The organism is Erythrobacter sp. NAP1 (assembly GCF_000152865.1).
Taxonomy (GTDB): domain Bacteria; phylum Pseudomonadota; class Alphaproteobacteria; order Sphingomonadales; family Sphingomonadaceae; genus Erythrobacter.
This window is the reverse complement of the sequence record NZ_CH672390.1, coordinates 1,601,449-1,621,397: the sequence shown is the minus strand read 5'-3', so window position 1 is coordinate 1,621,397 and position 19,949 is coordinate 1,601,449. Positions and strand designations below refer to the sequence as shown.

Sequence of the window (19,949 nt, the reverse complement as noted above, 5' to 3'; positions counted from 1 at the left end):
AGCATGCGTTCAGTGGGCACTTTGACCCGGGCCGATTTGGCCGAGACAATCAATCGTAAGATGGGCCTCAGCCGGGCTGAATCGCTCGATTTGGTTGAGTCTATTCTGACCAAGATGTCAGACGCTCTGGCTAACGGCGAGAATGTGAAAATTTCCGGGTTCGGCAGTTTCGTCCTTCGCGACAAGAATGAGCGCATTGGCCGCAATCCCAAAACCGGTGTGGAAGTACCGATCACTCCGCGCCGCGTCCTTACTTTCCGTGCAAGCCAGCTGCTCAAGGAGCAGATCGCGAAAGGCGCCTAAGGGCGTCTGGCGGCATGGTCGACTTCAACGACGGCAAGGACAAGTCGGCGCTCCGAACCATCGGAGAGGTCAGCGAAGCGCTCGGTATCAAGCCCCACGTCCTTCGCTATTGGGAACAGCAGTTCGCTTTGCTCAAGCCGATGAAGCGCAGCGGTGGGCGGCGTTATTATCGGCCCAGCGACATTGAAATGGTCGAAGCGATTGACCGGCTCATCAATGAGGAAGGTTACACGCTCAAGGGCGCCGAAGCCGTGCTTCGTTCGGGCGGTGGTCCCAAGGGCTCTGGCGCCAACCGCCGCACGGGCGAAGATCGTCGCATTGGCGACAGGCGCGCTGACGCGGACGAAGTGGGCGAACCTGTCAGTCTGAGCGTCTCGCCCGAACAGGTACTGACCCCAGCGGTTGAGGAAACAATTGCGCAGCTCAAGACGCTGCGCAATCGCTTGGCAAAGGCGATCGAAGCCTAGTTTCTCGAAGAGATTGCGGCGCTTACTCGGCCGCCATCAACGCCGCTTCGCCCAGATCAACGCTGACGAGTCGCGAGACGCCTTTTTCGGCCATGGTGACCCCAAACAACCGGTGCATCCGGCTCATCGTCACCGCATTATGCGTGACGATCAGGTAGCGCGTCTTGGTCGTGCGAACCATAGAGTCGAGCAGATCGCAGAAGCGTTCGACATTGGCATCGTCGAGCGGCGCATCGACCTCGTCGAGCACGCAGATCGGCGCGGGGTTGGTCAGGAACAGCGCGAAAATCAGCGCGGTCGCGGTCAGCGCTTGTTCGCCGCCCGATAGCAGCGAGAGCGATTGCAAACGTTTGCCCGGCGGCTGGGCGTAAATCTCGAGACCCGCTTCCAGTGGATCATCGCTATCGACCAGCGCGAGATGCGCCTGGCCGCCCTGGAACAGGCGGGTGAAGAGAACGCGGAAGTGCCCGTCCACCTCTTCGAATGCCGCGCGCAGGCGTTCGCGGCCTTCGCGGTTGAGATTGCCGATGGAGGCGCGAAGGCGCGCGACCGCTTCGGTCAGTTCGGCCTGCTCGCTGGCATTCGCGCCGTGCTCTTCCTCGATCCGGGCGAGTTCTTCGGCAGCGACAAGGTTTACAGGGCCAATCCGCTCGCGGCTGGCGGTGAGGCGGTCCATCTCTTCCGATTCCACCGTCGCCGGCTTCACGTCCGCTTCGTCGAATTCGAACCGTTCGGCCAGCAGAGGGGGAGGGCACTGGAACCGCTCGCCCGACACTCGCGCCATTTCGCTGCGGCGGGCTTCCTCGTTCTCGGCGCGCGCGACCAGAGTGGCGCGACCTTCGCGTGCAACGGCGAGCGCTTCCTGAGCTTCTGCAAGTGCGCGCTCGATCGTGCGGCACGCGTCCTGGCACGCATCCATGACCGATTGCGCTTCTTCAAGTTCCTTGGTCAGGCGCGCGCGAACCTGATCGCCTTGCTCGATTTCGCGCATGAGGGCGGCGGGCTTGGCGGCGATGACTGCGCGCTCTTCCTCGATTTCTTCAAGCCTGCGCCCGGCTTCGGCAACACGCGAGGCAGCTTCGCCCGAACGCGCTTTCCAGCTCGACTGGTCAGCCTGCTGTGCGGCGAGGCGTTCGCGAGAGACCGCGAGGCCCTGGTCGTGGGCGGCGAGTTCGGCAAGCGCGGCTTGTACAGCGGTTTTCGCGGCCTCGTGCCGGGCGCGTGCTGCATCGAGAGCAGCACGGCCCGCATCAGGCGGCGGCAGGGCAGCGCGCGCGTCTTGAGCGGCCGTCAATTCGCCGCGAGCGCCGTCCAGTTGCTCGTCGAGATCGCTCGCTGATGCGGCAAGTTCCTCGAGCCGAGCGGCAACGCGTTCCTTTGCTGCTTCGGCAGAATCGAGACGGCGCAGGCTCGCGCGCTCAGTTTCGATAGCGCCTGCGAGCTCGCGTTCCTGCGCGACGAGAGCGGTTTGCAACGCCGACAATTCCTCGCGAGCCGTGGTCTCATTCGCCTGTGCGAGTTCAGCCGCGCCGCGCAGATCAGGAAGCTGTAATTCGAGTTCTTCCAGTCGGTTCGCAGCTTCGAGCCGCGCAGCCTCAGCTGAACCTTCGCCGCGGGCGATAAAGCCGTCCCAGCGACGCAGATGCCCTCCTGTCGTCACCAGCCATTCGCCGGGACCAAGGGCGCGGCCATCGTCACTGTCGGCCACATGCACCAGCGCGAGGCGGGCGCGCAGTTCCTCGGGGCAATCGCGCACGTGGTCGAGCAAACTGTCGGGCACTTGCGACGGCGCGTTGCTCCCGGTCCAGTACCGTCCGTCAGATCCATCGGGAGCTGCGCCAATCGGCGATTTTGCATCGCGGCCCAGCACGGCAGCGATGGCACGTTCGTAGCCCTTTTCGACCGCTACCTTGTCGAGCGCAGCGGGCAGGCTCTTGCGACCGGCCTCGCGTTTCGCACGCGCATCGCGGTCGCGGGCAAGGGCCGTGTATTCGCGTTCGATCCCGGCGAGTTCGGCACGCGCCGTGGAGAGTGCGGCCGATGCTTCGTCACGCGCAGTCTGAAGATCGCCCTTGCGCGCCTGTTCTTCTTCAAGCCGGGTGCGCAAGCGGGTGACTTCGGCAGCGGCGTCGTCAGCGGCTTCGCGCGCTTCGGTTACGGCGACCTCCGGGTCCTCTCCGCCTGACAGTTCTGCACGCGCTGCGGCTATGCGTTCGCCTTCGCGTTCCAGCCGGGAAAGCCGCGTCTGCGCCTGTTCGATCGCGGCCTCGGCAACGCGCCATTCGGCTTCGACACCCGCATGATCGGCGGTGGCCTTGGCAAGGTCGAGTTCGGCGGTTCGGCTGGCGCGCTCGGTCTTCTCCGACTTGTCGGCGAGTGCCGGACGCTCTGCCTCGGCTTCGGTAACGCGGGTGCGCGAGGCTTCGAGTTCGCGCTCGAGCTTCTTCAGCGCTTCGGCAGCGTCGTTAGTGAGACGGTCCGCTGCCACCCGATCTTCTTCAAGCCGTTCGCGTTGACGCTCAAGGTCGGCAAGCCGCGTTTCAGCTGCTTCCAGCTTTTCCGACAAGGCCGCCATGCGGTGCCCATGCGCGCTGGCATCGTCGCGGCGGTCGGCGAGTTCGTCGCGCGCTTCGGCAAGTTTTGCCGCTGCTTCAGCCTGCTGCTTCTGCGCCTCCGCGGTCAGGCGGTTGGCATCGGCAACCTTGGCTTCCGACGCTTCGGCAGCCGCGCGTGCCTCCTTTGCGGACGCAGCCGCATCGCGCCAGCGGGCGAAGACGAGCCGCGCTTCGGCATGACTGATCTGTTCGGTGAGCTTGGTGTAGCGTTCGGCCTGTTTCGCTTGGCGCTTCAGGGACGCCATCTGCGAATCGAGACCCGCCATCAGGTCTTCGAGCCGCTCGAGGTTCTTCTCGGTCGAGCGCAGTTTGCTTTCGGCATCCTTGCGGCGCACGTGAAGCCCGGCGATCCCGGCGGCCTCTTCGAGCATCATGCGCCGCTCGGCAGGTTTGGCGGCGATGACCTGCGCGATCTTGCCCTGACTGACCAGTGCCGGGCTGTGCGCGCCTGTCGCGGCGTCTGCGAAGGTAAGTGCGACGTCTTTTGCACGAACATCGCGACCGTTCACGCGATACGCGGAACCGGCGCCTCGTTCGATGCGACGGGTAACGACTATTTCTTCGTCATGTTCGTCGCTCGCATGCAGGACGACTTCGGCAAAAGCGCGGGCAGGGCGGGTCGACGTGCCTGCGAAGATCACGTCTTCCATCCCGCCAGAGCGCATCGATTTGGGCGAGTTTTCGCCCATGACCCAGCGGATCGCTTCGAGCAAGTTGGACTTGCCGCAGCCATTGGGGCCGACGACCCCGGTCAGGCCCGGTTCGATGCGCAGTTCGGCCGGCTCTACAAAGCTCTTGAAACCAGAGAGTTTGAGCCGGCTGATCTGCATATGCGTGTCCGGTTAGCCCCGCTTATTCCTGCCGCGCACCGGCGCGCTGGATCAGCGGCTCAAGCTCGCCCCAGCCGATTACATCGAGCTTGCGACCGTTCAGGAGGAAGGTCGGCGTCGAGTTGATGCCAAGCTCATTCGCCTGTTCGGACGAATTGTTGGCTATGCTCTCGATCGTGCTGACATCGGAAAGGCAAGCGCGCTGCTGGTCAGCGGAAATCCCGCGTGCTGCGAAAAATTCGACCAGCCCGGCGGCCTGCGCAATGCCGATAAAGCGCTGTTCGGGCGGAGCGTTGCCAGCGGCCTGATATGCAGCGTTGTTGCTGTTCACGTTGTTGAAGAAGGCAGGCAACTGTGCCCAGGCCATGTCGGACAGGGTCTGCATGTTCTCATCAGCGCCGCACCGCACCAGGGTCGCGATGGTAAGGTCGATCGGGTCGCGAACGAGGTTGCGCTGTTCGAAGCTGACGACGCCGGTTGCCACATATTCCTTGATCGGTTCCTTGGCGGTGGCCGCGAACTGCGCACAGCCGCCGCAGGTATGCGAGGCATATTCGACCAGCTTGATCGGCGCATCGGGATTGCCGAGGATGTATCCGTCTTCCTCGCTGACCGTCACTGTCTCGGTCCAGTTGGTGCCGTCCGGGGCAGCAATCGGCTCGATAGCTTCACTCGAGGCGACATCGCCTTCCTCGCCGCCGCACGCGGCAACAGCAAGCGCGAGCGGCGCTGCGAAAGCAAGCTTGAGAGAAGTGCGGATCGTATTCATGGTCGGACGTATCCTTGGAATCGAAGGGAAAGACTATCGCGGTGGGTTGTAGAGCCCAAGCGCTCCGGGGGAAGGGCTTGTGCAAAAATGTGCTGAAACTGTGAATTAGACGCCTGAATTGATCAATCCTGTGCGTTTCCGGGACGGAAATGTTCGCTCAATACCGGATAAAGCGCGTCCCACGAATGAACCTGCTGCAACAGCTCGCCATCGAGCGCAAAGCTCGGCGTGCCGGGAACGGCGAATTCTTCGCGGTCAGCATCACCATTGCGGATCAGCGCAAGCGCGGCCTCATCATCGGCAAGGCATGCGCTGATCTCGACCCGACTCATGCCGGTATTGGCAAGCATGTCGTCGAAATCGAGCGCCGCCGCCATGTTGGCGCGCGATGCTCTGTCGCCTCTGGCCCAGCTCTGCATTTGCGATTGCGGGGCTCGCTGCGCTTTCGCCATCCAGCTGTCCTGTCGGGTGAGGAACATGCGGTGGCGATCCTTCATGCCCGACACATCGCCGCACTGCACCAGCAGCGAGACGGTAAGATCGATCGCGTTGCGGATAACCGGGCGGATCTCGAGGTTCATGTGGCCGGGCGCAAGCACGGTTAGATCAAGCGCGCCTTCGCCTTCCTTGGCAAAGGTGGCGCAGTGGCCGCAGGTGTAGCTGATGAATTCGATCAGGCTCGCCTCGGCATTGGGGTTGCCGATGCGAAAACCACGCTCGGTGCGCTCGATCTCGGCATGCCATGCGGCGCGGCGACCATCGCCGACAAAGGCGCTTCCCGGATTGGAAAGTTGGTTGTCCTGCGAAAGCGGCGCCTGCTGCGCTCCAGCGGGAAGGGCAAGCAACGTGGCGGCTGCCACTCCTGCCAAAGTGGATCTTCTCACGTCTCGTCGTCTCTCTTCGTCTTGTCCCCGTCGCCCATACTGCGCGCGAGGCTTTCCAGCACGGTGCGCAGCTCGGGATCGCCGATGTCGCGCAGGCTGTCTCCCAGTTCCATCGGGATCGGCTTGAGCGACGGCGGCGCTTTGGGCTTCTCTTGAGCATTTGGCGGCTTAACCGCGCCTTGCCGAATTTTCGCGCGCGCGACGGCGTTGTAGCCGAAAAAGCGGTTCACCCGCTCGATGATTTCCGGGAGCACCTGCTGGATCAGCGGTGCGTGGGCGGGTGTGACGACAAGCTGCAGGATGCCCTCGGACTTCTCTCCCGGCGGAAAACGGATCGCTTCGGGTGAGCAGACGCGCGCATGGACCGGCCCGACAATTTCGGGCCAGCGCGTGACGACCGAACTTTGAACAAAGCCAAAGCGGCGAAAGGCGGTGCGCCCGATTTCGGGCATCAGATCGCCAATGGCCTTGGGGCCGCGCCCGCGCGGGCGCTCATACGGTTTGGCGGCCTTGCGCGGACGTCCCCTGGCGCTGGGCTTCGGTTTGCCCGAATTCGTGGTCTTGTCGCTTCCCATTTCGCTTCCAGCCATGCCATAGGCGCGCCGTGACTGCTAGCGCTTCAGACAACCTTCTCGACTGGTACGACAAACACGCGCGCGAGCTTCCATGGCGCAATCCGCCGGGAGAGCCTGCGCCAAACGATCCTGCGTGGCCTTATCGCGTGTGGCTGTCCGAGGTCATGCTGCAACAGACGACGGTCGCTGCGGTGAAGCCTTACTTTGCCAAATTTACGACCATCTGGCCGACCGTCTTCGATCTTGCCGGGGCGAGCGATGATGAGGTGATGGCGGCGTGGGCGGGGCTCGGATACTACTCGCGCGCTCGCAATCTCGTGAAATGCGCGCGCGAAGTGGCGTCGCGTGGCGGCTTTCCCTCGACAGAGCCAGAACTTCGCGAGCTTCCCGGCCTTGGCGCTTACACCGCAGCGGCGATTGCAGCGATTGCCTTCGGCGAGCGCGCCGTGGTGGTCGATGCCAATGTTGAGCGGGTGGTTGCGCGGCTGTTCGATATTGAGGAGCCTCTGCCGGGCGCTCGTAAGCCGATCCGCGCGCGAGCCGACGAGATTACTCCCGGGCACCGCGCCGGGGACTTCGCGCAGGCGATGATGGATCTCGGCTCGCAGATATGCACCACGAAAGCGCCGCGCTGTCTGCTGTGTCCGCTGTCCGAAGAGTGCGAAGGCCGCAAGGCGGGGCAGCCCGAGCGGCTACCGGTCAAACCGCCCAAGAAAGCCAAGCCAGAGCGACGCGGCACCGCCTACTGGATCAAGCGGGAGGGGAAAGTCTGGCTCGTGACGCGCCCCGGCAAAGGGATGCTCGGCGGGATGCGCGCGCTGCCCGATGACGGCTGGAGCGCGCGCGAGGATGGTTCAGGCGAGGCTCCGATTGCTGGCGAGGTGCAGGAAATGGGCGCCGTGCGGCACACTTTTTCCCATGCTCACCTGACTCTTAGAGTGGTGCGCATTGAGGCGACCACCGCCCCGCCGGGTGATGGCGAATGGTGGCCGATTGGTGAGATTGAAGAGGCAGGCCTGCCGACGCTATTCGTCAAAGCCGCGCGGTTGGCGCTGGCCAGCAATTAAACGAAGCCGCCACCCAAAGTCAGGCGAACCGCAGCGATCAGGCCCACGATCAGGCAGAAATTACGCCCGCCTGTTCTCGAGGACAGCGCCCCGATCACCACGCCAAGCGCAATCAGCGGCAGCGCAAGCCAGTTGGCCCAGCCCAGAAGCGGTATCTGCGCGGGGATGACGATAACAAGGCTGATGAGCCCGATGAGGTATGCAAGTATGTTTCCCATGTGTGTTATATGGGTATAACACCTTGCAGAATCAAGCCTCAAATAGACGGCGGCTGTGCACTTGCAATTGACGGTTAAGCCTCGCTCGCTCAAACAGTCGTCAAACGAAACTGACCCACCCGGGAGAGAACCCACAATGGCCTTTCGCACTTTCGAACAACCCAGCCTTTCGCGCCGCTCGCTTTTCCGCGGAGGAGCCTATGCGATGGCAGGTGCCACGCTCGCATCGCTCCCGTTCGGGCGCGCGCTCCTTGCTCATGATGTAAGCGAGAGCTGGCCCAATGTTGCTGCGATGGCGAACAAGTATGTGAGCGAAGGCAAGGTCGCCAATATGTTGCTTACCTTCGGGTGGGGGCAGGACGACATGGCGCATACCGTCGGCGGAGGCACTCTCGCGCTGAATGGCAGCACCGAAGCCGATATGGATTCGCTCTACCGCATCTATTCGATGTCGAAGCCGATTACCGGTATGGCAACGATGATGCTGATCGACGATGGCGCGTTCGAGCTCGACACGCCGCTTTACGACATCATCCCCGCATTCCGCGACACGCAGGTTCTGGTCGATCCCGAAGGTCCGCTCGACAACACCGTCGCGCCCGAGCGTCCGATCACGATCCGCCAACTGCTCACCCACACCGCAGGCATCGGTTACACGATTACGTCCAAGGGCCCGCTGCTCGACGCTTATGTCGCGAACGGTATCGTCGGCGGGCGCGTCAGCCGCTTCCCGATCCCTGGCGTTCCGAACCCAACGCCTGCACCGGGTCTTGAAGTGTGGACCAACAGGCTCGCCAGTCTGCCGCTCGCTTATCAGCCCGCGACCAAGTGGAGCTACTCGAACTCGATCGACCTGCTTGGCCGCGTGATCGAAGTTGCGAGCGGGATGGATTTCGAGGCTTTCCTCAAGACCCGGATGTTCGAGCCGCTCGGCATGACCAGCACTTGGATGACGGTGCCCGAAAGCGAGAAGGGCCGCCTCACCGACAATTACGGCATCCTTGGTGAGACGCTCCTGCCGCTCGATCCGGGTGCAAACTCGATCTTCCTCGACGAGCCCAAGGTGCCCGCGGGCGGCGGTGGCCTTGTTTCCTCGCCCAAGGACTATGATCGGTTCCTGCGCATGCTGCTTGGCTACGGCAAGCTTGGCGATGAGCGCATCATGAGCGAGGAAGCTGTGCGCGTTGGTACTTCCGATCTCATCCCCGAAACCGTCGATCTTACCGGATCGTGGATGGTGGGTCAGGGTCACGGCGCTGGCGGTCGTTCGGTCAATGGCACGTTCGGCTGGGGCGGTGCGGCTGGCACGCTTGCTGCGGTCGATTACAAGCTTGGCCTGCGCACCGGGCTTTACACTCAGTACATGCCGTCCGACGCCTATCCGATCCGCGACGAATATCTCGCTGCGCTTGAGGCGGATGTCGCGGCGATGCATGCGGGTCACGCAAACCACGCCTCGTAATGGCGCTCGCAAACGGACCCATCGCCTTCGCCGGATCTCCTCTCGACCGCGCGGATAATCTTCGCGCGGACCGCGATGCTCTGGCCGGCATGATGAACTGGAAGGCGCGGCTGCTGAAGCTCGACGCGCTGATGCCGGAACTCGACGAAACCGGGCGGCTTGCCTGGGGCACTTTGGCCGACGCTGCCGAGGATGCGGAGCTGGTGTTCCTGGGCCTCGATCGTAGCGATGGCGGCGAGAAACCGTGCTTTGCCGCGGTTCCGCCAGAGGGCGACGCAAGCCCTCGCATGGCGAATCCGCGCCTGTGGTCGCTGATGGCGACACTCGATCCGGGTGATCTGGCGCTTTACGGCGGGGCGCGCAGCCTGATCGACTGGCACGCCCGCCACCGCTTCTGCGCGAATTGCGGCGCGCCGACAAAGATCGCGAAGGGCGGCTGGCAGCGCAATTGCGACAATTGCAGCTCACAGCATTTCCCGCGCACCGATCCGGTCACGATCATGCTGGCAGAGTATGAAGGTCGCTTGATGCTGGGACGAGGGAAGGGTTGGCCTGAAGGGCGCTTCTCCGCGCTCGCAGGATTTGTCGAACCGGGCGAAACCATCGAAGAGGCTGTCGCGCGCGAGGTGTTCGAGGAATCGGGCGTGCGCGTTCGCGACGTTTCCTACATCGCCAGCCAGCCATGGCCCTTTCCAAGCCAGCTTATGGTAGGATGCCATTCCTATGCGGATGACGATGCGCTCACCATCGACGAGACCGAGATGGCCGAGATCCTCTGGTTCACTCGCGAGGAAGTAGCATCGGCTGTCGCGGGCAATGGCCCGTTCCATGCGCCGCCGCCTCACGCGATTGCGCATACGCTGATGAAATGGTGGCTGGAGAAGACCGAATGAGTGCTCCGGAAAAGCTCACGATCGACATCTATTCCGACGTCGTTTGCCCATGGTGCGTGATCGGCTACGGCCAGCTGACCAAGGCGCTGAATGAGCTTGAGGGCGAGATCGAGGCGCAGGTGCGCTGGCGGCCGTTCGAACTCAATCCCGACATGCCCAAAGAGGGCGAGGAGCAGGAGGCGCATCTCAGCCGCAAATATGGCCGCTCTGCCGAAGAGGGCGCAGCGGTGCGCGGCAAGATGCGCGAAATCGCTGAGAGCGCCGGTGTATCGCTGAGTTACGAAGGCGAGGGTGAGGCGCCGCCAGCGATGATGTGGAACACGCGCGATTGCCACAAGCTGCTGGGCCTCGCGCTTGAGCAGATGGGGCCGGAAGTCCAGACGAAGCTCAAGCTTGCTCTGTTCGAGGCCCATTTCAACCATCGCAAGGATTTGTCCGACCGCGACGTGCTGCTGGGCATCGCGAGCGAAGTCGGTCTCCACCGCGAAGCTGCCAAAGCTGCGTTTGATGACGCCGATCTTGAAGCGCGCGTACTCGCAGAGGAGCGCCAGGCGTGGGACCTTAACATCTCCGGCGTTCCCGCCATGATCGTTGAAGGCAAGTTCATGATCCCCGGCGCGCAGGCGCCTGATGTCTACGTCAATGCACTGCGCCGCGTGGTCGAGAAGACGCGGGCTTCTGCTGAGTGAGCGAATTCGCTCCCAAGAGCGCGGTCATAACGGGCGGCGCAAGCGGGATCGGGCTGGCGCTCGCACAAAGACTGGCGGGACAAGGGCTGGGCGTGATGGTCGCCGATTTGCCCGGGCCTGCCCTCGACCGTGCCGCTGCAATCGACGGTATCACCGCGATGGCCTGCGATGTGAGCGACCTGAAAGCGGTTGAGGCGCTTGCCGACGCAGCTTTCGACACTTTCGAAAGCGTCGATCTCGTCTTCAACAATGCCGGTGAAAGCGGGCCGCGAGCCAAGCTGTGGGAAGTCGACCCAGCCCGTGCCCGCGCGCATTTTGACGTCAATTACTGGGGCGTGTGGAACGGCTGCCGCGCTTTCGCTCCAAGGTTGATCGCGCAGGACAATCCGAGCGCAATCTACAACACGGGCAGTGAGAACAGCTGGTTCTGCGCGATCGAGCAATCCGCTGCGTACATAAGCGCGAAGCATGCCGTTCTGGGCCTGACCGAAAGCCTGCGCGGTGATCTGCCCGCGCACGTCCATGCGGGCCTGATCGTGCCGGGCTGGGTCTTCACCCCGCTAGGGCCCGAACAATTCATGAAGCTCGGCATGAATGTCGAGGACTATGTCGACCGGATCCTGCCGCAAGTCATGCAGCGCCGCCGCTTCGTGGTAAGCCATGGCTACAATGAGGTGCGGATAGGCGAACGCATGAGCGAGCTCTCGGCGAGTTTTGCCGAATATGCGCTACCGCCGGAGCAGGATGCGCGCCACGATGTGCGTCTGGTCGTCGAGCAAATCCGTAAAGCTTCACAAGCCGCCGAAAAGCAGTAGGCCTAAACAGCACCAAAACATTCGCCAATACAAGAAACAGGGGACAGGGGCTCAATGAGCAAGGCAATCAAGAGCTTTACCGTCGTGGCATTTGTCACGATTTTCGCGCTCGCATTTGCGTTTTTCGCAGGCGCAAACAGCGTTCAGGTCTATGACGCGCCCACCATGTATTGGTGCGCGTGGATGGCGCTGGTGATCAACTGGCTTGCCTTCATCCCCTCCGCTGCTGCGCAATCAGACAAATTTTACGACAGCTTTGGAGCGATCACCTATCTCAGCGTTACGGCGCTTGCCTGCTACGCTGCCGTCACCACGATGGGTTCTCTCGACACTCGCGGTATTGTCGTGGCCGCGATGGTCGCCATCTGGTGCATTCGTCTCGGCACGTTCCTCTTCATTCGCATCCAGGCGAAGGGCGGCAGCGACAGCCGGTTCGAGAAGATCAAGAAAAACCCGCCGCGCTTCCTTGCAGCTTGGACGCTTCAGGCGCTCTGGGTGATCCTGACTGCTTCCGCCGCGCTCGCGATCATCACCAATGAAACGCGCGAGCCGATCGGTATTTTCTTCTGGGTCGGCGCAGCGATCTGGGTCATCGGCATGGCCTTTGAGACTATCGCCGACGCACAAAAAAGCGCGTTCAAGTCCAAGGACGAGAACGACGGCGATTTCATCAATGTCGGATTGTGGAGGTGGTCGCGCCACCCCAATTACTTTGGCGAAATCACGCTGTGGACCGGTATCTTCGTGATCGCCATCCCCGTGCTTTCGGGAATGAGCTGGCTGGTCGTGATCTCGCCGATCTTCGTCTACCTGTTGCTGACCCGGATCAGCGGGATCAACCTGCAGGAAGAACAGGCAAAAGAGCGCTGGGGCGACGACCCCGAGTATCAGGAATATCGCCGAAAGACCCCAGTGCTCTTTCCCAAGCCTCCCGCCGCACAGGGTTGATGCGGGCGGGGGCAGGTGCTCGATAGCCTGACTTAGTTTGCTTCGCCCTTCTTGATGGCCTCCATCGTCTTGGGACCCTTGCGAGCATCATCTTCGGGGTTGTCCGAGCCGACCACGGGTTCGCGGTTGTCGGGATCGGTCGCGCGGTTCAGCTCGGCGCGTTTGCCCACGCGCACATTGACCGTCCCATCGGCGCTGCCCTGATGCGACGGGGTGGCTTCCTTGGTGATTTCTTCGATGAGTTCGTTGTCGGGGTGAAGCGATTGACGCTCTGGCATGTTGTTTCTCCTTTACCTCGCTTACCGGGAAGGACCCGCCAGCGTTCCCAAAAAGCGCTCGCAAAATTCGATATTTGCGCAAGGGCCAGCAATCTGTAGTGTCGCAACCGGGATCAAAGAGCGCCGTCACACCTCGCATCAAGGACCCGACCCAATGACCCGCAATTCCACTTTTCGCCTGATCGCTGCCACCCCGCTCATTGCATTGCTCGCAGCATGCGGCGGCGAAACGACAGATGCCGAAGCGCCCGAACCCGCCGGCGATGCGCCAGCCGAAATTGCCGAACGTCAGGACAATTTCGAAGCCATCGGCGACAGCTTCAAGGCGATCCGCGAACAGCTTGAAACCGACGCTCCCGATTTTGCGGTGATCGAACCGGCTGCTGCCGACATCAACACAAGGCTCCAGCGCCTGCCAGACCTGTTCCCCGAAGGAACCAGCATGGAAGCGGGCTACGACACCGAAGCTCTCGCCGCGATCTGGGAGGACCCGGAAGGCTTCAACGAAGCGATCCAGACCGCTGTCGGATTGAGCGAGGAAATGATGGCGGCTGCGGCAACTGGCGATCCCGAAGCGGTGGGCGCGCAGGTCGGCAATCTCGGCAAGAATGGCTGCAAGAACTGCCACGATAGCTTCCGCAAGGACGACGACTGATCCAGCGCAAGGTCGCATAGCGCATGGCCGAACCCACTCAGCCCGTTCGCATCTGGGACTTGCCGGTCAGGCTCACCCACTGGTCGCTGGCCGTGCTGGTCCCGGCTATGTGGGTGACAGCCGACAATTCCGAATGGGGCTGGCATATAAGGCTCGGCCATGTGCTGCTCGCGGTGCTGCTGTTCCGCATCTTCTGGGGCTTTGTCGGTACGGATACGGCGCGCTTCGGAAACTTTCTCAAGGGGCCGGGGAAAGTGCTCGCCTACCTTCGCGGCGGCTATGACGAGAAGGCGAACAAAGGGCACAGCCCGCTGGCCGCTCTCGCAGTGCTCGGCTTACTTGGCTTTACGCTGGCACAAGTCGCGATGGGGCTGTTCGCAGGCGATCCGTACGATGGAGCGACAGGGCCGCTGAACCCTCTGGTCGGAGTTGGCACCGCCGACACGCTCACCGATACGCATGAATGGTTCTGGTGGGTCGTTGTCGGAATGATCGGCCTGCACATCACCGCAATCGGCATCTACGGCGCTGTGCGCGCGGAAAACCTGATCGGCGCGATGATCGGCGGCAAGGGCGAGAAAAAGCTTGTGGTGAGCGACAACTCGCCGACCCCTTGGGGCAGGGCACTAGGCGCCTTCGCGGTTGCGGCTGGGATCGCGCTGTGGATCTACCTTGGCGCCCCGCCTTTGACATAGATGCCGCTGACCTAAACCAGTCCCAACTTCTCCAGCTTCGCCGCCAGCTTTCCGGGTAGAGCGTCGCCGATGTCTTCACCCGGAGCAAGGTCGCGAGGGGGCTCTCCCTTGAGATAGCGCCAGCCCTGATGGGCGCGCTTGGGACGCGGGGAGACCCGGACCAGTTCGGGCTTCAGCTCGATTAGCCAGCGCCCGCTATCGGTCTGCGAAAAGCCAAGAATTTCGGAGCGAGCGACGATGCTGTGCTGGTGGATCCAGTACAGCGAGCCGCCGATGCATTCCTCCCATTTTGTCGGACGATACTTGGTTGTCAGGTGCGGGCTGCGGCGACCGGCGTACCAGCTTTCGATGTCGGTATAGCTCTGCGCGCCAAACGCGATCTTGGTCAGGTGGAGAGGCATGTGTATTCATATGGCGGGTCAGAGGCGGTTTTTGAACCGGTCAAGAGCGGAAAACAGGGGGAATTTCGATGGTGAACAGTGCGAAAAATGCACTCGTGGCTGGCATGCTGGTGGCGCTTGCCGCGTGTTCAGGACAGGCGGGCGAGCAGGCGGATCAAGCCGACCTCACACCCGGCGAGCCCCATCCCGAATACGGCATGGCGAGCACCATCACCGAAGCGATGACCGCGAACGCCGCCGGTCTCGTGACCGAGGGCAAGGTCTATCCGCTTGGCGTGGTCACCGGACCGGACAGCGTGCCGTATCCGGGGCGCAGCTTCTCGATCGAGACCTTCGCCGCTGGCGACGCGATGGGAGCGAACCGCATCACGGGCCACGATGATCGCCTCGTCACGCATGTGGGGATCGGCAGCCAGATCGACGGACTTGGCCATATCGGGCGTGACGGGGTGCATTATGGCGGCGTGCGCGCAGAGGAATTCCTGACGCCCAACGGCCTCACCAAGTTCGGTACCGACCAGATCCCGCCCATCGCGACGCGCGGCGTACTGATCGACATGGCGAAGCATTTCGGCACCGACCGACTGGAACCGATGGCGAGCTTTGGCGGCGAGGACATCGCTGCCGCAGCCGAGGCGCAAGGGGTTGAGATCAGGGCAGGGGACGTGGTGCTCCTTCATTCCGGATGGCTCTCGATGGCTGAGGAAGACCCGGAAGCCTTCATCGCCCGGCAGCCCGGCATCAATGCCGATGGCGCGGAATACCTCGCTGGCCTCGGCGTTGTGGCAGTCGGTGCGGACAGCGCTGCGTTGGAGACAATGAGTTTCGAGGACGGGATCGTCTTTCCAGTCCACGCGGCCTTACTCGTCGATCACGGCATCTACATTCTTGAGACGATGAACACCGGGCCGCTTGCCGCGGACGAGATTTACGAGTTCTTCTTCGTGCTGGGGCAGCCGCGTTTTGCCGGATCGGTGCAGGCGGTGATCAATCCGCTGGCGATCAAGTAGAACGCGCTAAAGCGGTGCAAGGCCAGCCGCGACCGCAAGGCCGAGGAAGGCGAAGAAGCCCATCGAATCGGTGATCATCGTCACGAACACGCTGGACGCGACCGCAGGGTCCTGACCCATGCGCTCGAACGCGACCGGGACCAGCACACCTGCAAGTCCCGAGACCGCGATGTTGATGACCATGGCAAGCGCGATGACGACGCCCATCTGCCAGCCGAACAGGATACCAGCCGCGATCCCGATCAGCACCGCAACCGTGAAGCCGTTGAGGATCGCCACGCGCAATTCGCGCCACACGATTTTCCAAGTGTTCGCTCGCGTCAATTGGTTGGTCGCAATTGCGCGAACCGCGACGGCCATAGTCTGCGTGCCTGCATTGCCGCCAATGCTGGCCACGATTGGCATCAAGACGGCTAGCGCCACGAGCTGCTCGATCGCGGCGCCAAAGAACGCGATGATCGCGGAAGCCACCACAGCCGTCCCAAGGTTCGCGACCAGCCAGCGTACGCGGCTGGAGTAGGCCTCACGGATCGGCTCGTTGATGTCGCCATCGCCCGCACCTGAGAGAAGCAGCGCATCCTCTCCCGCTTCTTCGGAGATGATGTGGACGATGTCATCGACCGTCATCTGGCCCACAAGCCGTCCGCTCTCGTCCACCACCGCAGCCGAAATCAGCGCGTATTTCTGGAACATCAGCGCGACTTCTTCCTGATCGGTATCGACCGGGATCAGCGTCTGGTCGCGCTTCATCACGTCGGTGAGCTTGATGTTGCGCGGGGTCGTCAAAATCCAGTTGAGCGCGCAGGTGCCGACCGGATGGAAGGCGGCATCGACCACGAAAACCTCGAAGAAATCGTGCGTGAGGTCGCCTTCCTCGCGGAGGTAATCGATAAGGTCGCCCACGGTCAGGTGCTCGGGAACCGCCATCACGGCGCGGTTCATCAGGCGTCCGGCGGTCTCCTCGGGATAGGACAGCGCGGAATTGACCGCGGCCTGCGTCTCAGGCTCCAGCTCGGCGATAATCGCCTTCTGGTCGTCCTCGTCGAGGTCTTCGAGCAGTTGGACCGCGTCGTCGGTCTCCAGCTGTTCGGTAATTGCGGCGACGTCCTGAGGCTCGAGCGCCTCCATCATCAGTTCGCGCACGTGATCGTTCAGTTCCGCGATCACTTCCGCGCTCATCAGGTCGGTGATCGAAGCGGCGAGCATTGCGCGATCGTCGCGGTCGAACAGTTCGAGCAAGTCGGCGATGTCAGCAGGGTGGAGCGGCTCGACAAGGTCATAGACCGCGCCAGTATCGCCCGCCTCGAGCGCTTCCTCGACCTCGCGCACATATTCCGGTTTTAGCCGGTTTTCCTCGTCGTGCCGCTCATCGTCGATGCGGTCGTCGGGGCGCACTTCTTCCTCTTCCGCCTCGGCGGTCAGCACTTCATCATCAAGGGCTGCAGGATCGACCATGGGAGCGGGTTTAGATGCGGCCTCTCGAAAAGCAACCGCTTACCCGCACGGGTGACATGGCGAACCAAAACCGTTAGGCGCACGGGCAAATCAATCAGGAGATTCTGACAAATGGCCGAAAAGCTCACTTTCACGCTCGACACCGGCGACGGCGAAGCAAAAGACGTCGTCATCAAGCTGCGCCCGGACCTCGCACCCGGCCACGTCGAGCGCATCACCACGCTCGCCGGCGAAGGCTTTTATGACGGCGTCGTATTCCACCGCGTGATCCCGGGCTTCATGGCTCAGGGCGGCGATCCGACCGGCACCGGCATGGGCGGCAGCGACAAGCCTGACCTCAAGGCCGAGTTCAACAGCGAGCCGCACACGCGCGGCACCTGCTCGATGGCCCGTACGCAGGTCCCCGACAGCGCCAACTCGCAGTTCTTCATCTGCTTCGACGATGCCGAATTCCTCGACGGCCAGTACACCGTCTGGGGCCAGGTCGAAGAGGGCATGGAACACATCGATGCTCTGCCCAAGGGCGAGCCGCCCGCACAGCCGGGCAAGATCGTGAAGGCGACTGTCGCCTAAACTGATGGGAGTAAATAGGTGACGCTGCGCCGGGTCGCACTTGCGATTTGCCTGTTGGCAGTTTCGGCCTGCGCCACCTTTCCCGACATTTCGCAATCGCGGTCACCATGCCGGACTGAGCCTGGTGGCTGGTGCGGCTTTATGCGTGCCGCCGCCGTGCAGGCTTATCCTTTCGCGGTTGCCTCGACACAGGCCTATGTCGGTGATGACGATATATACGCCTATCCGCTCCCCACGCTTGAGCGGCTTGAGCGTTTGCCGATTGCCGAAGAGGACCGTGAGCGCGGCTTCGGTTACCAGATCTTCGAACAGTTCGAGACCGGTTCTGAAGGCGATCCTGCCAGAAAGCCTGTTGCGCGCATTCTGGCCTTTCGCGGGACCGATTTCGACGGCTTCACCGATATCTTCTACGGCACATTGCGCCGCGACCAGATCGACATTGCTGTCAGCACTTTCGAGGCGGAGATGGCGCGCTTTGACGACGACTTGCCATGGATCGTAGCGGGCCACTCGCTGGGAGGGGCGCTCGCGACCGAGGTCTCGATCCGCTATCCGGAAGTGAAAGCTTACATGTTCAACACCTCGCCATTCTACCGCGGCGAGGCGATGACCAACGACGTGCAGCGCACGGTATTCAACGAGCGAGGTGAAGTCCTGCGCAGGTTCGCGCGTTTCGACGATGCGCCGGCCGCTGACGTGTACACGCTCAATTGCGGACCGCGGAACGGTCAGTTCACGAAACACAGCATTCGCCTGCTGTCCGATTGTCTTGTTTGGATCGCAGCATACTCCAACAGCGACGCGCTCAAGATCGTGCGCGCACAAGGCATCCGAAAGCCGATGGTTGAATGCCAGCGCGATAACGACGACCATCCGGGTACGGGCTGGCAGGAGGTCGAACCCTGCGTTCATTCCGGTCGCAAACCGAAGGATGAAGCTGACAATTGAAGTGGCGCGAAGTTGCGGGTAAAGCGCCGCCAATCATGAAACCGCAAACTCCTCCCAAGACCTACCGGGTCAAGTCCTTCGGCTGTCAGATGAACGTCTATGATGGCGAGCGTATGGGCGAGCTGTTGGCCGAAAAGGGCATCACGCCTGCGCCAGAAGGTGAGGACGCTGACCTGGTGGTGCTCAACACCTGCCATATCCGTGAGAAGGCGGCGGAGAAGATCTACTCCGACATTGGCCGTCTGACCAAAGGCAAGACGCAGGAAAAGGCACCGATGATCGCGGTTGCCGGCTGCGTTGCGCAGGCCGAAGGCGAGGAGATCATGGCCCGCGCTCCGGCAGTTAGCATGGTGGTCGGCCCGCAGGCCTATCACCGCTTGCCCGACATGCTGGACAAGGCGGTTGCGGGTGAGCGCGCGACCGATACCGACATGCCTGCGATTGCGAAGTTCGATAGCTTGCCCAAGCGCAAGCGTCGTTCGCCCACCGCGTTTCTGACCGTGCAGGAAGGGTGCGACAAGTTCTGCACCTATTGCGTTGTACCTTACACGCGCGGAGCAGAAATATCACGCCCCTACAGTGATTTGATCGACGAAGCTCGCAAATTGATTGAAGCGGGCGCGCGCGAAATCACGCTGCTGGGCCAGAACGTCAACGCATGGTCCGGTGAGGACGAAAAAGGCCGCAGTGTTGGTCTCGGCCAGCTGATCCACGCGCTTGCCGAATTGGATGGGCTTGAGCGCATTCGCTACACGACCAGTCATCCCAACGACATGGATGACGCGCTGATCGAGGCGCACGGCACTTGCGACAAGCTGATGCCGTACCTCCACTTGCCGGTGCAGTCGGGCAATGACCGCGTGCTAAAAGCGATGAACCGCTCGCACACCGCCGAAAGCTATCTCAAGCTCCTCGAACGCTTTCGCACAGTGCGCCCGGATATCGCGCTCTCAGGCGACTTCATCGTCGGCTTTCCCGGCGAGACCGAGGCGGAGTTTGAAGACACGCTCAAGTTGGTCGACGAGGTCCGCTATTCGCAGGCGTTCAGCTTCAAGTATTCGCCTCGCCCCGGCACCCCTGCTGCGACGATGGATAACCAGATCGCCAAGGAGCTGATGGACGAACGCCTTCAGCGCCTGCAAGCCCGCCTCAACCGCGACCAGCTGGCCTTCAACGAGGGGCTTGTCGGCAAGACCTGCACGGTCCTCGTTGAGCGCAAGGGCAAGCATCCGGGGCAATGGCTCGGCAAATCGCCATGGCTCACCAGCGTTTGGTTCGAAGGCGATGCGCAGATAGGTGATCTGGTCGAAGTCCGCCTTGTCGAAGCGGGTCCGAACTCGATCGAAGGCCTCCTGAGCGCCTGATCACGCAGCTCATTGCACCTGTGTGACGCCATGTC

22 protein-coding genes are annotated in these 19,949 nt (G+C 62.3%); 14 read left to right on the top strand and 8 right to left on the bottom strand.

The window, feature by feature from the left end:
* The first annotated feature begins 3 nt into the window (after positions 1-3).
* Both NAP1_RS07780 and NAP1_RS07775 read left to right on the top strand, forming a co-directional pair.
* Positions 4-303: an integration host factor subunit alpha gene (locus NAP1_RS07780; RefSeq protein WP_007164716.1), complete on the top strand. Its 300-nt coding sequence runs from the start codon at positions 4-6 to the stop codon at positions 301-303.
* A 14-nt stretch (positions 304-317) separates the two neighbouring features.
* Positions 318-770, top strand: coding sequence for a MerR family transcriptional regulator (locus NAP1_RS07775; protein WP_007164715.1), 453 nt, complete (start codon positions 318-320; stop codon positions 768-770).
* Positions 771-792: 22 nt separating this feature from the next.
* Here NAP1_RS07775 and smc read toward each other — a convergent pair whose 3' ends face one another.
* From smc to NAP1_RS07755, 4 genes are all read right to left on the bottom strand, one after another.
* On the bottom strand, positions 793-4,215 hold the full coding sequence (smc, locus tag NAP1_RS07770) for a chromosome segregation protein SMC (RefSeq protein WP_007164714.1): 3,423 nt from the start codon (positions 4,213-4,215) through the stop codon (positions 793-795).
* Between the two features lie 22 nt (positions 4,216-4,237).
* Positions 4,238-4,984: a thioredoxin domain-containing protein gene (locus NAP1_RS07765; protein ID WP_007164713.1), complete on the bottom strand. Its 747-nt coding sequence runs from the start codon at positions 4,982-4,984 to the stop codon at positions 4,238-4,240.
* 122 nt (positions 4,985-5,106) lie between these two features.
* Complete coding sequence (locus NAP1_RS07760; RefSeq protein ID WP_241761196.1) at positions 5,107-5,868, bottom strand: thioredoxin domain-containing protein; 762 nt, start codon at positions 5,866-5,868, stop codon at positions 5,107-5,109.
* Positions 5,865-6,458 carry a DUF721 domain-containing protein gene (locus tag NAP1_RS07755; protein WP_007164711.1) on the bottom strand — a complete coding sequence of 198 codons (594 nt, stop codon included), beginning with the start codon at positions 6,456-6,458 and terminating at the stop codon, positions 5,865-5,867. Before NAP1_RS07755 ends, NAP1_RS07760 begins: the two co-directional genes overlap by 4 nt.
* Positions 6,459-6,472: 14 nt before the next feature.
* On the opposite strand from NAP1_RS07755, the gene NAP1_RS07750 reads away from it, so the two are divergent.
* Positions 6,473-7,510 (top strand): A/G-specific adenine glycosylase, encoded by a 1,038-nt coding sequence (locus NAP1_RS07750; protein ID WP_007164710.1) that lies wholly within the window; start codon positions 6,473-6,475, stop codon positions 7,508-7,510.
* Here NAP1_RS07750 and NAP1_RS07745 read toward each other — a convergent pair.
* The gene (locus NAP1_RS07745) at positions 7,507-7,728 is read right to left on the bottom strand and encodes a hypothetical protein (RefSeq protein WP_007164709.1); all 222 of its coding nucleotides are present in this window, start codon (positions 7,726-7,728) and stop codon (positions 7,507-7,509) included. The genes NAP1_RS07750 and NAP1_RS07745 overlap by 4 nt on opposite strands.
* Positions 7,729-7,864: 136 nt before the next feature.
* Between NAP1_RS07745 and NAP1_RS07740 the strand changes: the two genes are divergently transcribed.
* Genes NAP1_RS07740 through NAP1_RS07720 form a run of 5 tightly spaced genes read left to right on the top strand, consistent with a single transcriptional unit; the run spans position 7,865 to position 12,535 of the window.
* Positions 7,865-9,190, top strand: coding sequence for a serine hydrolase (locus NAP1_RS07740; RefSeq protein WP_007164708.1), 1,326 nt, complete (start codon positions 7,865-7,867; stop codon positions 9,188-9,190).
* Positions 9,190-10,083, top strand: a complete 894-nt coding sequence (nudC, locus tag NAP1_RS07735) for an NAD(+) diphosphatase (RefSeq protein WP_007164707.1) — start codon at positions 9,190-9,192, stop codon at positions 10,081-10,083. The genes NAP1_RS07740 and nudC overlap by 1 nt, the downstream gene beginning before the upstream one ends.
* Entirely contained in the window at positions 10,080-10,772 is a 693-nt protein-coding gene (locus NAP1_RS07730) for a DsbA family oxidoreductase (RefSeq protein ID WP_007164706.1), read from the top strand. Before nudC ends, NAP1_RS07730 begins: the two co-directional genes overlap by 4 nt.
* Positions 10,769-11,587 carry an SDR family oxidoreductase gene (locus tag NAP1_RS07725; protein ID WP_007164705.1) on the top strand — a complete coding sequence of 273 codons (819 nt, stop codon included), beginning with the start codon at positions 10,769-10,771 and terminating at the stop codon, positions 11,585-11,587. Before NAP1_RS07730 ends, NAP1_RS07725 begins: the two co-directional genes overlap by 4 nt.
* A 54-nt stretch (positions 11,588-11,641) precedes the next feature.
* Positions 11,642-12,535 (top strand): DUF1295 domain-containing protein, encoded by an 894-nt coding sequence (locus NAP1_RS07720; protein ID WP_007164704.1) that lies wholly within the window; start codon positions 11,642-11,644, stop codon positions 12,533-12,535.
* A gap of 32 nt (positions 12,536-12,567) precedes the next feature.
* On the opposite strand, the gene NAP1_RS07715 is transcribed toward NAP1_RS07720, so the two are convergent.
* Positions 12,568-12,813 (bottom strand): hypothetical protein, encoded by a 246-nt coding sequence (locus NAP1_RS07715; protein ID WP_007164703.1) that lies wholly within the window; start codon positions 12,811-12,813, stop codon positions 12,568-12,570.
* A 154-nt stretch (positions 12,814-12,967) separates the two neighbouring features.
* Here NAP1_RS07715 and NAP1_RS07710 point away from each other — a divergent pair, with 154 nt between their 5' ends.
* Entirely contained in the window at positions 12,968-13,468 is a 501-nt protein-coding gene (locus NAP1_RS07710) for a cytochrome c (RefSeq protein WP_162013477.1), read from the top strand.
* A gap of 23 nt (positions 13,469-13,491) precedes the next feature.
* On the top strand, positions 13,492-14,163 hold the full coding sequence (locus NAP1_RS07705) for a cytochrome b/b6 domain-containing protein (RefSeq protein WP_007164701.1): 672 nt from the start codon (positions 13,492-13,494) through the stop codon (positions 14,161-14,163).
* 11 nt (positions 14,164-14,174) lie between these two features.
* On the opposite strand, the gene NAP1_RS07700 is transcribed toward NAP1_RS07705, so the two are convergent.
* The gene (locus NAP1_RS07700) at positions 14,175-14,564 is read right to left on the bottom strand and encodes a DUF1489 family protein (protein WP_007164700.1); all 390 of its coding nucleotides are present in this window, start codon (positions 14,562-14,564) and stop codon (positions 14,175-14,177) included.
* 68 nt (positions 14,565-14,632) lie between these two features.
* Between NAP1_RS07700 and NAP1_RS07695 the strand changes: the two genes are divergently transcribed.
* Positions 14,633-15,574: a cyclase family protein gene (locus NAP1_RS07695; protein WP_007164699.1), complete on the top strand. Its 942-nt coding sequence runs from the start codon at positions 14,633-14,635 to the stop codon at positions 15,572-15,574.
* Positions 15,575-15,580: 6 nt separating this feature from the next.
* Here the strand turns inward: NAP1_RS07695 and mgtE are convergent, their stop codons facing one another.
* Positions 15,581-17,029 (bottom strand): magnesium transporter, encoded by a 1,449-nt coding sequence (mgtE, locus tag NAP1_RS07690; RefSeq protein WP_007164698.1) that lies wholly within the window; start codon positions 17,027-17,029, stop codon positions 15,581-15,583.
* A gap of 111 nt (positions 17,030-17,140) precedes the next feature.
* On the opposite strand from mgtE, the gene NAP1_RS07685 reads away from it, so the two are divergent.
* The 3 genes from NAP1_RS07685 to miaB all read left to right on the top strand — a co-directional run bounded on the left by NAP1_RS07685 (position 17,141) and on the right by miaB (position 19,914).
* Positions 17,141-17,602 (top strand): peptidylprolyl isomerase, encoded by a 462-nt coding sequence (locus NAP1_RS07685; protein WP_007164697.1) that lies wholly within the window; start codon positions 17,141-17,143, stop codon positions 17,600-17,602.
* A gap of 141 nt (positions 17,603-17,743) precedes the next feature.
* Positions 17,744-18,550: a hypothetical protein gene (locus NAP1_RS07680; protein ID WP_007164696.1), complete on the top strand. Its 807-nt coding sequence runs from the start codon at positions 17,744-17,746 to the stop codon at positions 18,548-18,550.
* A gap of 35 nt (positions 18,551-18,585) precedes the next feature.
* Complete coding sequence (miaB, locus tag NAP1_RS07675) at positions 18,586-19,914, top strand: tRNA (N6-isopentenyl adenosine(37)-C2)-methylthiotransferase MiaB (RefSeq protein WP_040464352.1); 1,329 nt, start codon at positions 18,586-18,588, stop codon at positions 19,912-19,914.
* Positions 19,915-19,949 lie beyond the last annotated feature (35 nt).

What these genes read in the sequence shown, in the direction of transcription:
- NAP1_RS07780 (WP_007164716.1), top strand. Translation starts at nt 4, where the DNA reads ATGCGTTCAGTGGGCACTTTGACCCGGGCCGATTTGGCCGAGACAATC.
- NAP1_RS07705 (WP_007164701.1), top strand. Translation starts at nt 13,492, where the DNA reads ATGGCCGAACCCACTCAGCCCGTTCGCATCTGGGACTTGCCGGTCAGG.
- NAP1_RS07680 (WP_007164696.1), top strand. Translation starts at nt 17,744, where the DNA reads ATGCGTGCCGCCGCCGTGCAGGCTTATCCTTTCGCGGTTGCCTCGACA.
- mgtE (WP_007164698.1), bottom strand. Translation starts at nt 17,029, where the DNA reads ATGGTCGATCCTGCAGCCCTTGATGATGAAGTGCTGACCGCCGAGGCG.
- NAP1_RS07720 (WP_007164704.1), top strand. Translation starts at nt 11,642, where the DNA reads ATGAGCAAGGCAATCAAGAGCTTTACCGTCGTGGCATTTGTCACGATT.
- NAP1_RS07685 (WP_007164697.1), top strand. Translation starts at nt 17,141, where the DNA reads ATGGCCGAAAAGCTCACTTTCACGCTCGACACCGGCGACGGCGAAGCA.
- smc (WP_007164714.1), bottom strand. Translation starts at nt 4,215, where the DNA reads ATGCAGATCAGCCGGCTCAAACTCTCTGGTTTCAAGAGCTTTGTAGAG.
- NAP1_RS07695 (WP_007164699.1), top strand. Translation starts at nt 14,633, where the DNA reads ATGGTGAACAGTGCGAAAAATGCACTCGTGGCTGGCATGCTGGTGGCG.
- NAP1_RS07740 (WP_007164708.1), top strand. Translation starts at nt 7,865, where the DNA reads ATGGCCTTTCGCACTTTCGAACAACCCAGCCTTTCGCGCCGCTCGCTT.
- NAP1_RS07710 (WP_162013477.1), top strand. Translation starts at nt 12,968, where the DNA reads ATGACCCGCAATTCCACTTTTCGCCTGATCGCTGCCACCCCGCTCATT.
- NAP1_RS07745 (WP_007164709.1), bottom strand. Translation starts at nt 7,728, where the DNA reads ATGGGAAACATACTTGCATACCTCATCGGGCTCATCAGCCTTGTTATC.
- NAP1_RS07755 (WP_007164711.1), bottom strand. Translation starts at nt 6,458, where the DNA reads ATGGCTGGAAGCGAAATGGGAAGCGACAAGACCACGAATTCGGGCAAA.
- NAP1_RS07775 (WP_007164715.1), top strand. Translation starts at nt 318, where the DNA reads ATGGTCGACTTCAACGACGGCAAGGACAAGTCGGCGCTCCGAACCATC.
- nudC (WP_007164707.1), top strand. Translation starts at nt 9,190, where the DNA reads ATGGCGCTCGCAAACGGACCCATCGCCTTCGCCGGATCTCCTCTCGAC.
- NAP1_RS07765 (WP_007164713.1), bottom strand. Translation starts at nt 4,984, where the DNA reads ATGAATACGATCCGCACTTCTCTCAAGCTTGCTTTCGCAGCGCCGCTC.
- NAP1_RS07730 (WP_007164706.1), top strand. Translation starts at nt 10,080, where the DNA reads ATGAGTGCTCCGGAAAAGCTCACGATCGACATCTATTCCGACGTCGTT.
- miaB (WP_040464352.1), top strand. Translation starts at nt 18,586, where the DNA reads ATGAAACCGCAAACTCCTCCCAAGACCTACCGGGTCAAGTCCTTCGGC.
- NAP1_RS07700 (WP_007164700.1), bottom strand. Translation starts at nt 14,564, where the DNA reads ATGCCTCTCCACCTGACCAAGATCGCGTTTGGCGCGCAGAGCTATACC.
- NAP1_RS07715 (WP_007164703.1), bottom strand. Translation starts at nt 12,813, where the DNA reads ATGCCAGAGCGTCAATCGCTTCACCCCGACAACGAACTCATCGAAGAA.